This window comes from Pantoea sp. JGM49 (genome assembly GCF_018257655.1).
GTDB lineage: Bacteria > Pseudomonadota > Gammaproteobacteria > Enterobacterales > Enterobacteriaceae > Pantoea > Pantoea communis.
Window position 1 is genome coordinate 578635 of record NZ_JAERJM010000002.1, and the last position, 12582, is coordinate 591216.

The 12582-nt window shown below is 54.4% G+C and carries 8 protein-coding genes; 6 read left to right on the plus strand and 2 right to left on the minus strand.

Annotation, left to right across the window (positions count from 1 at the left end):
• Nucleotides 1-5: 5 nt before the first annotated feature.
• The 6 genes from mukF (at nt 6) to JK231_RS05840 (ending at nt 9883) form a co-directional block, all read left to right on the plus strand.
• Nucleotides 6-1328 (plus strand): chromosome partition protein MukF, encoded by a 1323-nt coding sequence (gene mukF, locus JK231_RS05815; protein WP_034820534.1) that lies wholly within the window; start codon nt 6-8, stop codon nt 1326-1328.
• Nucleotides 1309-2043 (plus strand): chromosome partition protein MukE, encoded by a 735-nt coding sequence (gene mukE, locus JK231_RS05820; RefSeq protein WP_034820531.1) that lies wholly within the window; start codon nt 1309-1311, stop codon nt 2041-2043. The genes mukF and mukE overlap by 20 nt, the downstream gene beginning before the upstream one ends.
• Nucleotides 2040-6506, plus strand: a complete 4467-nt coding sequence (gene mukB / locus JK231_RS05825) for a chromosome partition protein MukB (protein ID WP_160868956.1) — start codon at nt 2040-2042, stop codon at nt 6504-6506. The genes mukE and mukB overlap by 4 nt, the downstream gene beginning before the upstream one ends.
• Nucleotides 6507-6662: 156 nt before the next feature.
• On the plus strand, nt 6663-8477 hold the full coding sequence (gene ldtD, locus JK231_RS05830) for a L,D-transpeptidase (RefSeq protein ID WP_058961772.1): 1815 nt from the start codon (nt 6663-6665) through the stop codon (nt 8475-8477).
• Between the two features lie 188 nt (nt 8478-8665).
• Nucleotides 8666-9217, plus strand: a complete 552-nt coding sequence (locus tag JK231_RS05835) for a YcbK family protein (protein WP_034820522.1) — start codon at nt 8666-8668, stop codon at nt 9215-9217.
• 36 nt (nt 9218-9253) lie between these two features.
• Complete coding sequence (locus JK231_RS05840) at nt 9254-9883, plus strand: MBL fold metallo-hydrolase (protein WP_097119313.1); 630 nt, start codon at nt 9254-9256, stop codon at nt 9881-9883.
• A 42-nt stretch (nt 9884-9925) separates the two neighbouring features.
• On the opposite strand, the gene JK231_RS05845 is transcribed toward JK231_RS05840, so the two are convergent.
• Nucleotides 9926-11116 (minus strand): amino acid aminotransferase, encoded by a 1191-nt coding sequence (locus JK231_RS05845; RefSeq protein ID WP_034820516.1) that lies wholly within the window; start codon nt 11114-11116, stop codon nt 9926-9928.
• Between the two features lie 199 nt (nt 11117-11315).
• Nucleotides 11316-12413, minus strand: a complete 1098-nt coding sequence (gene ompF / locus JK231_RS05850) for a porin OmpF (protein WP_283094309.1) — start codon at nt 12411-12413, stop codon at nt 11316-11318.
• Nucleotides 12414-12582 lie beyond the last annotated feature (169 nt).

The window sequence follows — 12582 nt, forward strand, 5'->3', positions numbered from 1 at the left end:
CAACTATGAGCGAATTTTCCCAGACGGTCCCCGAATTGGTGGCATGGGCGCGCAAGAATGACTTTTCACTTGCGTTGCCGGTAGAACGTCTGGCTTTTTTGCTGGCTATCGCCACCTTAAACGGTGAGCGCATGGACGGTGAAATGAGTGAAGGTGAACTGATCGATGCGTTTCGTCACGTCAGTAAAGCCTTTGAGCAAACCCATGAAACCGTGCAGGTGCGTGCCAACAACGCCATCAATGACATGGTGCGTCAGCGTCTGCTCAATCGCTTTACCAGTGAGCTCACTGAAGGCCACGCGATTTACCGTCTGACGCCGCTGGCCATCGGCATTACCGACTACTACATTCGCCAGCGTGAATTTTCCACGCTGCGCCTGTCAATGCAGCTGTCGATTGTGGCGCAAGAACTGAAGCGCGCCGCAGATGCCGCCGAAGAAGACGGTGACGAATTCCACTGGCATCGCAATGTCTTTGCCCCGCTGAAATATTCCGTGGCCGAGATTTTTGACAGCATCGACATGACGCAACGTCTGATGGATGAGCAGCAACAAGCGGTGAAAACCGATATTGCGGACCTGCTCAACAAAGACTGGCGTGCCGCGATTTCAAGCTGTGAACTGCTGCTGTCCGAAACCTCCGGCACACTGCGTGAACTGCAGGATACGCTGGAAGCGGCGGGTGACAAATTGCAGGCCAATCTGTTGCGCATTCAGGATGCTACGCTGAGCAGCCCGGATTTGGGCTTTGTCGATAAGCTGGTGTTTGACCTGCAAAATAAGCTGGACCGCATCATCAGTTGGGGGCAGCAGGCCATCGATTTGTGGATTGGCTACGACCGCCACGTACATAAATTTATCCGTACCGCTATCGACATGGATAAGAACCGCGTCTTCGCGCAACGTTTACGCCTGTCGGTGCAGAACTACTTCGACCAGCCTTGGGCATTGACCTACGCGAATGCCGACCGTCTTTACGATATGCGCGATGAAGAGATGACGCTGCGTAATGATGAGGTGATGGGCGAACTGCCGCCAGAGATGGAGTACGAAGAGTTTAACGAGATTCGTGAGCAGCTTGCCGCGATGATCGAAGAAGCATTGCAGATTTATAAGCTGGAGCAAAAGCCGCTCCATCTCGCTACGGTGATGCGCGATTATCTGGCGCAATACCCGCGTGCGCGCCACTTTGATTTGGCGCGTATCGTCATCGATCAGGCAGTACGCCTCGGTGTCGCCGAAGCTGATTTAGCCGGTCTGCCGGCAGAATGGCAGACTATTAATGATTACGGAGCCAAGGTGCAGGCACATGTCATCGACAAATATTGAACAAGTGATGCCAGTTAAACTGGCGTTGGCACTGGCAAACCCGATTTTCCCGGCGCTCGATAGCCAGTTACGCGCGGGACGCCACATTGGTATTGAAGAACTGGATAATCACGCTTTTCTGATGGATTACCAGGAGTACCTGGAAGAGTTTTATGCGCGCTACAACGTTGAGCTGATGCGCGCGCCGGAAGGTTTCTTCTATCTGCGTCCACGTTCCACCACGCTGATTCCACGCTCGGTGCTGTCCGAGCTGGATATGATGGTCGGTAAGATCCTGTGTTACCTCTACCTCAGCCCGGAGCGTCTGGCCAATGAGGGGATTTTCACCCAGCAGGAGCTGTATGACGAACTGCTGTCACTGGCGGATGAGAGCAAACTGCTCAAGCTGGTAAACCAGCGTTCGACCGGTTCTGACCTGGATCGTGCCAAGCTGCAGGAAAAAATGCGTGCTTCGATCAGCCGCCTGCGCCGCTTAGGTATGGTGTGGTACATGGGCAACGACAGCAGCAAGTTCCGCATCATGGAGTCGGTGTTCCGCTTTGGTGCGGATGTGCGCAGCGGTGACGATGCGCGTGAAGCACAGCTGCGTCTGATCCGCGACGGCGAAGCCATGACGCTGGAGAACAAAGCCGCGGCCAACGAGAGTGATGATGCAGATAACGACAATGACGTTGAAAGCGATGCGAATGATAACGCGGAGGATGAACAGGAATGATTGAACGCGGTAAGTTTCGTTCGCTAACGCTGATCAACTGGAACGGCTTCTTTGCCCGTACCTTTGATCTCGATGAGCTGGTGACCACGCTCTCCGGCGGTAACGGTGCGGGTAAATCCACCACCATGGCGGCTTTTGTCACGGCGCTGATCCCCGACCTCACCTTGCTGCATTTCCGTAACACCACCGAAGCGGGGGCCACCTCGGGCTCTCGCGATAAAGGTCTGCACGGTAAACTGCGCGCGGGTGTCTGCTATGCGGTGCTGGATGTGGTCAATTCGCGCCATCAGCGCGTGGTGGTCGGCGTGCGTCTGCAACAGGTTGCTGGACGCGATAAAAAAGTCGATATCAAACCCTTCAGTATTCATGGCCTGCCGACCGATTCGCAGCCGACCGATATGCTGACCGAAATCCTTAACAGCCGCCAGGCGCGCGTATTACCGCTGGCGGAAGTGAAAGAACGCGTTGAAGCGCAGGAAGGCGTGCAGTTCCGTCAGTACAACTCGGTTACGGATTACCACGCCGTCCTGTTCGAGCTGGGCGTGGTGCCGCGTCGTCTGCGCACCGCCAGCGACCGCAGTAAGTTCTATCGTCTGATTGAAGCCTCGCTGTACGGCGGTATCTCCAGCGCTATCACCCGTTCACTACGTGATTATCTGTTGCCAGAAAATGGTGGCGTGCGCAAAGCCTTCCAGGATATGGAAGCCGCGCTGCGTGAAAACCGCATGACGCTGGAAGCGATTCGCGTTACGCAGTCCGATCGCGACCTGTTTAAGCATTTGATCTCTGAAGCCACCAGCTATGTGTCGGCAGATTATATGCGTCACGCCAACGAGCGTCGCATTCATCTCGATGGGGCACTGCAACTGCGCAATGAGCTGTTTACCAGCCGTAACCAGTTGGCTTCGGAGCAGTATCGCCACATCGAAATGGCGCGTGAACTTTCTGAGCACAACGGTGCAGAAAGCGATCTGGAAACTGACTATCAAGGCGCCAGCGATCACCTGAATCTGGTCCAGACAGCCATGCGTCAGCAGGAGAAGATCGAGCGCTATGATGCCGATCTCGAAGAGCTGACTTACCGCCTCGAAGAACAGAATGAAGTGGTGGCGGAAGCCCGTGAAGTGCAGGAAGAGAATGAAGCGCGTGCCGAAGCGGCTGAAATTGAAGTGGATGAGCTGAAAAGCCAGTTAGCCGATTTCCAGCAGGCACTCGATGTGCAACAAACGCGGGCCATTCAGTATCAGCAAGCGTTGCAGGCGCTGGATAAAGCGCGCGCGCAGTGTCAGTTGCCCGATCTGACCATCGATAATGCAACGGAGTGGCAGGAAACCTTCCAGGCACGCGAAGAAGAAGCCACTGAGCAGCTTTTGCGTCTGGAACAGAAACTCAGCGTGGCCGAAGCGGCGCACAGCCAGTTTGAGCAGGCCTTAGCGCTGGTGACCAGCATTGCCGGAGAAGTGAGCCGTCAGGATGCATGGCAAGTGGGACGCGACTTACTGCGTGATGCGGCTAACCAGCGTCATCATGCCGATCAGCTCTCTTCGCTGCGCCTGCGTCTCAATGAGCTGGAAACGCGCCTGCGCGAGCAGCATGATGCCGAGCGCCTGTTAGCCGATTTCTGCAAGCGTCAGGGGCAACAGTACGATGCCGACGCGCTGGAAGGGCTGCAGCGCGAGCTGGAAGCACAGATTGAACAGCTGAACGAAAGCGTGTCCGATGCCGGTGAACGCCGCATGCTGATGCGCCAGGAACTGGAACAGCTGCGTGAACGCATCACTGCACTGACGGCGCGTGCGCCACATTGGCTGGCCGCGCAGGAAATCCTGACGCAGCTTAGCGAGCAAACGGGTCAGGCGCTGACTAACAGCCAGCAGATCACTGAGTTCATGCAGCAGTTGCTGGAACGTGAGCGTGAAACCACCGTTGAACGTGACAATGTGGCGGCACGTAAACGTGAAGTCGAGCAGCAGATCGAGCGTTTAAGTCAACCTGGTGGTGCGGAAGATGCTCGCCTGACGCAACTAGCGGAACGATTTGGCGGCGTACTGCTGTCGGAAATTTACGATGACGTCACACTGGATGACGCACCGTACTTCTCGGCGCTGTATGGCCCATCGCGTCATGCGATTGTGGTACCCGATTTATCTCTGGTGCGTGAACTGTTGGATGGCCTGGAGGATTGCCCGGAAGACCTCTATCTGATTGAAGGGGATCCGCAGGCGTTTGATGACAGCGTCTTCAGTGTTGATGAGTTGGAAAACGCCGTGGTAGTGAAAGTGGCTGAGCGTCAATGGCGCTACTCCCGCTTCCCTAAAGTGCCGCTGTTTGGCCGCGCTGCGCGTGAAAACCAGCTGGAACTGCTGAACAATGAACGCGACCAGCTGGCAGAACGGTTTGCCACTTTGTCCTTTGACGTGCAGAAAACGCAGCGCTTGCATCAATCCTTCAGCCGCTTTATCGGTAGCCATTTAGCGGTGGCCTTTGATGAGGATCCTGAAGCGCTGATCCGCCAGCTAAACAGCCGTCGTGGCGAGCTGGAACGGGGTCTGGCACAGCATGAGAATGATAACCAGCAGCAGCGTGCCCAGTTTGAACAGGCTAAAGAGGGCGTCAGCCAGCTCAACCGCCTGCTGCCACGCGTGAATCTGCTGTTGGATGATTCACTTGGCGATCGCTGCGAAGAGATCCGTGAACGCGTCGAAGAAGCTCAGGAAGCGGCGCGCTTCCTGCATCAGCATGGCGCTAAAATCAGCAAGCTGGAACCGCTGGTGTCGGTGTTGCAAAGCGATCCGCAGCAGCATGATCAGCTGGAGCGCGATTACCAGCAAGCACAGCAGCAGCAGCGTGATGCGCGTCAGCAGGCCTTTGCCCTGACGGAGGTGGTGCAACGTCGCGCCCACTTTAGCTATGAAGATTCTGCCGGCATGCTGACCGGCAACAGCGATCTCAATGAAAAACTGCGCCAGCGTCTGGATCAGGCGGAGGGTGAGCGCAGTCGTGCGCGTGAACGTCTGCGCGAACATCAGGCGCAGCTGACACAATATTCACAAGTGCTGGCATCACTGAAAAGTTCCTATGACGCCAAGCGTGACATGCTGAAAGAGTTGCAGCAGGAGATGCAGGATATCGGCGTGCATGCCGATGCCAGCGCCGAAGAGCGCGCCCGCGCCCGACGCGACGAACTTTATACCGCATTAAGCCATAACCGTGCTCGTCGTAATCAGCTGGAGAAACAGCTCACGTTCTGCGAAGCCGAAATGGACGGCCTGCAGAAGAAACTGCGCAAGCTGGAGCGCGATTATCACCAGATTCGTGAGCAGGTCGTCAGCGCTAAAGCAGGCTGGTGTACGGTGCTGCGTCTGGTCAAAGAGAACGGCATGGAGCGTCGCCTGCATCGTCGTGAGATGGCCTATCTGGGCGGAGATGAACTGCGTTCAATGTCGGATAAGGCATTGGGTGCACTGCGTCTGGCGGTGGCGGATAACGAACATCTGCGTGATGTGCTGCGCATGTCGGAAGATCCAAAACGTCCAGAACGCAAAGTACAGTTCTTTATCGCAGTTTATCAGCATCTGCGCGAACGTATTCGTCAGGACATCATTCGTACTGACGATCCGGTTGAAGCCATCGAGCAGATGGAGATTGAGCTGAATCGTCTGACGGAAGAGCTGACGGCACGCGAGCAGACGCTGGCCATCAGTTCACGCAGCGCGGCGAATATCATTCGTAAAACCATTCAGCGTGAGCAGAATCGTATTCGTCAGCTGAACCAGGGCTTGCAGGCCGTGAGCTTTGGTCAGGTGCGCAGTGTACGTCTGAATGTTAACGTGCGTGAAGCGCACTCTACGCTGCTCGATACCTTGTCTGAAGAACATGAAGCGCATCAGGATCTGTTTACCAGCAATCGTCTGACCTTCTCCGAAGCGCTGGCGAAACTCTATCAACGTCTGAATCCACAAATTGATATGGGGCAGCGCACACCACAAACCATCGGTGAAGAGCTGCTCGACTACCGCAACTATCTTGAGATGGAAGTGGAAGTGAACCGCGGCTCCGATGGCTGGCTGCGCGCAGAGAGTGGAGCGTTGTCGACCGGTGAAGCGATCGGTACCGGTATGTCAATTCTGGTGATGGTGGTGCAAAGCTGGGAAGAGGAATCACGTCGTCTGCGCGGTAAAGACATTTCGCCATGCCGACTGCTGTTCCTTGATGAAGCGGCGCGTCTCGATGCCCGCTCCATCGCCACCCTGTTCGAACTGTGTGAGCGTCTGGAGATGCAGCTGGTGATTGCTGCGCCAGAGAACATCAGCCCGGAGAAAGGCACCACCTACAAGCTGGTGCGTAAAGTGTTTAACAACACTGAACACGTGCATGTGGTGGGGCTGCGTGGATTCTCGGCAGATCCTGTGCCAGCAAAACGCGACACCAGTGATATCGATTTAGAAACAGAAAATACCTGACGCTGAATCTGGTTAAAAAACAGCGCACCGTTTAATCTGTAAGCGGCATCTGCACACTGAGGCAGATGCCGTTTTTTATTTGTATACTCAACAATAAGAGTAAGGCTGTACATAGCGAAAACAGGGCGCTGTGTCTTAGGTGAGAAGGGGGCAGGGATGTGGCTGAATAGAAGAAGCAGAATGAATCGTGCGGTACTCGCACTCAGTGTTTCACTGGTATTGTCGCCGCTGGCCACCAGCCATGCCGCGATCATTGCCGCTTTACCCGGAACTTCACATAGCGCCATGTCAGTGGCGGCGAGTCAGCATCAAATTCAGCAGGCTTTTAGCCCCAGTCAGCAGCCTTTCTATCTGCCGGGATTAGCCGGTATCTACGCCGCGCGTAATATGGCGCCACTCTGGCAGGATCAGCAAGCGGTGCAGGCTTTCCAGCAACAGTTGGCGGAGGTGGCGCTTTCCGGCGTCCAGCCACAGTTTACTCGTTGGGTTGAATTACTGACTAATCCCACGATTACCGGCATGGCGCGCGACATCGTGCTGAGCGATGCCATGTTAGGCTATTTGCAGTTTGTCGCCAATGTGCCGACGCAGGGTGAAACCTGGCTGTACAGTAATGTTCCCTACAAATTGACGATGCCGGGCGTAGCTGCCATTAACCAGTGGCAAAATGCGGTAAACGGTGGTGGCAGTCGCGCGTTTATCATCTCGCTGGCACCGCAACATCCTCAATATGCGCCGATGCACAGTGCGCTCAAAGCGCTGCTGACCGATAACCGTCCATGGCCACAACTGCGCGACAGCGGCACGCTCCGCCCCGGCCAAATTAGCAACGATGTGCCTGCGCTCAGAGAGATTTTGCAGCGGACCGGCATGCTGACTGCCGCAACGCACAGCAGCACACCGACGCCAGCTGATGATGCCGTGCCGACAGCACCTGTGCCGGTCAGCCAGAGCAATCAGCCGATCGCGGTGAGTCCATCGGCGGCCAGCGTCAATGATTTGTCTGCACAGGCACCTGCTGCAACCGGCAACGTGGTGGCGAATACAACGCCTGCTGGTGACAATGTGTATGACGCCGCGCTAGTGGAAGGTGTAAAACGCTTCCAGCACTGGCAAGGTCTGGCGGATGATGGGGCGATAGGCCCTCGCACGCGTGAGTGGCTGAATGTGTCACCGCAGATGCGCGCATCGTTACTGGCACTGAATATCCAGCGCCTACGTCTGCTGCCGGATGATATGCATAACGGCATTATGGTGAACATTCCCAACTATTCACTCACCTATTACAACAACGGAGCCACGATTTTGTCATCGCGGGTGATTGTCGGTCGTCCCGATCGTAAAACGCCACTGATGCGCAGTGCGTTGAACAATGTGGTGCTCAATCCACCGTGGAATGTACCTACCACTTTGGTGCGTCAGGATATCGTGCCGAAGGTCAAACAGGATCCCGGATACCTCTACAAGCACGGCTATACCTTACTGTCGGGCTGGAGTGCGGATGCCGAAGTGATCGATCCGTCGATGATTGACTGGCATATGGTTTCTGCAGCCAGTTTCCCGTATCGCATTCGTCAGGCGCCGGGCGCGATGAACTCGCTGGGTCGATATAAGTTTAATATGCCGAGTTCCGATGCCATCTATTTGCACGACACGCCTAACCATGGCTTGTTCCAGCGCGATATTCGCGCACTGAGCTCTGGTTGTGTGCGCGTGAATAAGGCCTCTGAACTGGCCGACCTGCTGCTGCAGGATGTGGGTTGGAATGACAGCCGCATCACCGACACGCTGAAACAGGGCGACACGCGTTATGTGCCGATTCGCCACCGCATCCCGGTTAATCTCTATTATTTAACCGCATGGGTCGCGGCGGATGGACAGCCGCAATATCGTACAGATATTTACAATTATGATAACCCTGCGCGCTCCGGTAGCCAGGTTCTGTCAAAAGCAGGAAAACTTCTCCTCTAGTCATTGATTTGCCGGATTTCACCTCTCTTCGAAAAGATCAGGGCCCGTCGCAAAATTTCGGTTTTGCGCGGGTTTTGGTCATTCTGTGACACATTGCGGGTTGACTGACCTCCAGGCTGCGGTTACTGTTCGGCCTTGTGTACTTTTTACACATTTTTTTATCGCTTTAGATTAGGTAACCCCGCTACATGGCTAATTTTGATTCTCAACGTCGTCGATTGCTCCTGATTGGAGGCGCAGCGGCAGGTTTGTCTCTGCTTCCTGGTTCAGCGCTGGCTTCGCTTTCCACCTCGCGCCCCCGAGTATTGACGCTTAATAACCTTCACACCGGTGAAACCCTTAAAACGGAGTTTTTTAACGGCAAGAGTTATGACAAGGATGAGTTAGCCCGCTTAAATCACTTCTTCCGTGATTACCGCGCCAATCAAGTGAAACACATCGATCCGCATCTGTTTGATCAGCTCTATCGCTTACAGATGGTGCTCAACACCCGCAAACCGGTGCAGCTTATCTCAGGCTACCGTACGCTGGCCACTAACAATATGCTGCGTGAATCGGGTCCTGGCGTGGCCAAACACAGTTATCACACCAAAGGGCAGGCGATGGATTTCCATATCGAGGGAATTTCATTGAGCAATGTTCGCAAAGCGGCGTTATCTATGCGCGCCGGTGGTGTAGGATATTACCCGCGCAGCAACTTCGTACACATAGATACCGGGCCTGCAAGGCACTGGTCCTGATACCGGCAGCGCTGCGTGTGTCGGTCATGGAGCGCTATGAATTACCACATTATTCCGGTTACGGCCTTTTCTCAAAACTGCTCGGTCATCTGGGATGACGAAACTCAGCAGGCGGCGCTGGTGGATCCCGGCGGCGATGCCGAGACGATTATTGCCGTATTAGCTGAGCGGGGATTAACCCCCGCGCAAATTCTGCTGACGCATGGTCATCTTGATCATGTGGGGGCCGCCGCTGAACTCGCCGCACACTATCAAATTCCTATTGTTGGCCCTCACAAGCTGGATGCGTTCTGGCTGGATAATTTGCCGACGCAAAGCCGTATGTTTGGCCTGCCGGAATGTGCGCCACTGGCGCCGGATCGCTGGCTGGAAGAGGGCGAAACGGTTCAGGTTGGCAATGTCACGCTGGAAGTGCTGCTGTGCCCGGGTCATACGCCGGGACACATTGTTTTCTTTGACCGGGCTGGGCGCTTATTGATATCGGGTGATGTGATTTTCAATGGCGGTGTCGGACGTACCGATTTCCCGCAGGGCAGCCACAGCGATTTAATCAATGCGATTAACACTAAGCTGTTACCGCTGGGTGATGATGTGACCTTTGTGCCGGGCCACGGTCCGATTTCCACCTTGGGTCGGGAGCGTATCAGTAATCCGTTCCTGCAATAAAAAATGGGCCATTAAGGCCCATTTCTCATTCTACTGACTTGTTTAAAGTACAGCGACAATCGCTTCACAGAGCGCAGACATATTGTCTGGCGTCATCCCGGCCACGTTCACACGACCAGAGTTAACGGCATACACGCCGAACTCGTCACGCAGGCGCACAACCTGATCTTTGGTCAGGCCGCTAAACGAAAACATGCCATTCTGCTTAATGATAAAGCTGAAGTCCTGTTTCGCGCCTTTCTCTGCCAGGGTATTCACGAACAGCTGACGCATGCGCTGGATGCGCTGACGCATGTCTGTCAGCTCCTGCACCCAGATGGTACGCAACGCGTCGTTACCGAGGATGGTGGCGACCACAGCGGCACCGTGTGAAGGTGGGTTAGAGTAGTTAGCACGGATGCTGTATTTCACCTGGCTAAAGGCGGTTTTCGCGACATCGCTGTTGGCGGCAACCAGCGTCAGTGCACCGACACGCTCGTTGTACAGGCCAAAGTTCTTGGAGTAAGAGCTGGCAACAATCAGCTCCTGATGAGACGCGGCGAAAATACGCAGACCTTCTGCATCCTCATCCAGGCCACGTGCAAAGCCCTGGTAAGCGAAGTCGAACAGTGGTAGCCAGCCTTTTTCCTGCGATAGCTTCGCCAGCTGTTGCCACTGGTCCGCGGAAGGATCGACGCCAGTCGGGTTGTGGCAGCAGCCGTGGAAAAGAACCACGTCGCCGGCTTTGGCTTCCTGCAACGAAGCGACCATGCCTGCGAAATCGAGGCTATGGTTGGCCGCGTCGTAATACTGGTAATCACAAACTTCCAGACCCGCCGCGTTGAATACGTTTTTGTGGTTCGGCCAGCTAGGGTTGCTTACCCACACACGCTTCACATTGGTCTGGGTCGCGAGGAAATCCGCCGCGACGCGCAATGCACCGGTGCCGCCTGGAGTTTGTGCTGTGCACGCGCGGCCCGCTGAAATCAGCGCGCTCTCTTTGCCGAACAGCAATTCCTGAGTGCAGCGAGCAAAGTCGGCCAGACCATCAATGCTCAGATAATTTTTGGTGGTTTCATTTTCCAGCAGATACTGCTCAGCTTTTTTAACACTGGTGAGTACCGGTGTTTTACCGGTTTCATCTTTATAGACACCAATGCCAAGGTTGATTTTATTCGGGCGGTCGTCGGCGCGAAACAGGTCAGCCAGTCCCAGAATAGGATCGGCGGGTGCGGCAGAGATCGATTCAAACATGAGTCAGTTCCGTTTGGGTGAACTTTAGCGAAATGAGCTATCAGGTTAGCGTCAGATGATACGCTTGCCAACCGCTGACATAAAAAAGAAATAAGCCGCGTGTATAAAGTAGTGGCGCTAATTGAGAAGCTGATCACTGAAAAGCAAAACGGAGCCCGAAGGCTCCGTTTTTAGGCGATACACATATCTAATCGAGAGATTAGAACTGGTATACCAGGCCTACAGCAACTACGTCGTCGGTAGCCAGACCCAGAGGGTTGTTGTCATCCAACTGGTTGATTTTGTAATCAACGTAGGTAGCCATGTTTTTGTTGAAGTAGTAGGTTGCGCCCACATCGATGTATTTAACCAGGTCAGCATCGCCGATACCTTCGATGTCTTTGCCCTTAGACTGGACATAAGCGATGGATGGACGCAGACCGAAGTCGAACTGGTACTGAGCTACAACTTCAAAACCTTGAGTTTTGTTAGCAAAACCAACCTGACCGTTGTCGATGCTGCCGGCGTTGCTGTTAGAGATGTAGGTAGAGTTGCGTGTTTCGTTGTACATGGCAGCCAGGTACACGTTGTTTGCATCATATTTCAGACCGGTTGCCCACTGCTGAGCTTTGTCGCCTTTACCGTAGAACTGGCTGTTCTGGGTGTTGGTACGGTCGCTTGAACCATAAGCACCTACGATACCTACACCGATTGGTGAGGTGTAAGAAACAGAGGTGCCCCAGCCGTCGCCGTTAGAACGACGTGCGTCAGTGGTACGGTCGTTTTTGCCCTGATACTGCAGAGCAAAGTTCAGGCCATCAACCAGACCGAAGAAGTTGGTGTTACGGTAGGTCGCCAGACCGGTAGAACGGCCAACCAGGAAGTTATCAGAGTAACCGGTATCGCCACCGAACTCTGGCAGTACGTCAGTCCAGCCGATTGCGTCATACACTACGCCGTAGTTACGACCGTAGTCGAATGAACCCGCATCGCCGAATTTCAGACCAGCAAAGCCCAGACGGGTTTTGTTGCCAGACTGCGCGTCGGTGCCGCCTTCTGAGTTGTTAGCCTGGATGTTGTATTCCCACTGGCCGTAACCGGTAAGCTGGTCGTTAATCTGGGTTTCACCCTTGAAGCCGAAGCGAACATAAGACTGGTCGCCATCGCTACCAGAATCATCAGAGAAGTAGTGCAGACCAACAGCTTTACCGTACAGATCCAGTTTGTTGCCGTCTTTGTTATAGATTTCTGCTGCGTTTGCTGCGCCTGCAGCTAACAGAGCAGGGATAACCACTGCAAGAATGTTGCGCTTCATCATTTTTTATTACCCTCATTGGAGTTATTTGGACATCTGCCACTGCCGTCAAGAAACCTTTACGGGAACCTTGAAAGAAGTTTGATGTCTCCTGTGTCTGCACGCATCTTTCCATCACAGGGTTGCTATTTCTAGCCCGAAAATGATTCAAATCTCGCAATTACGTATCAAA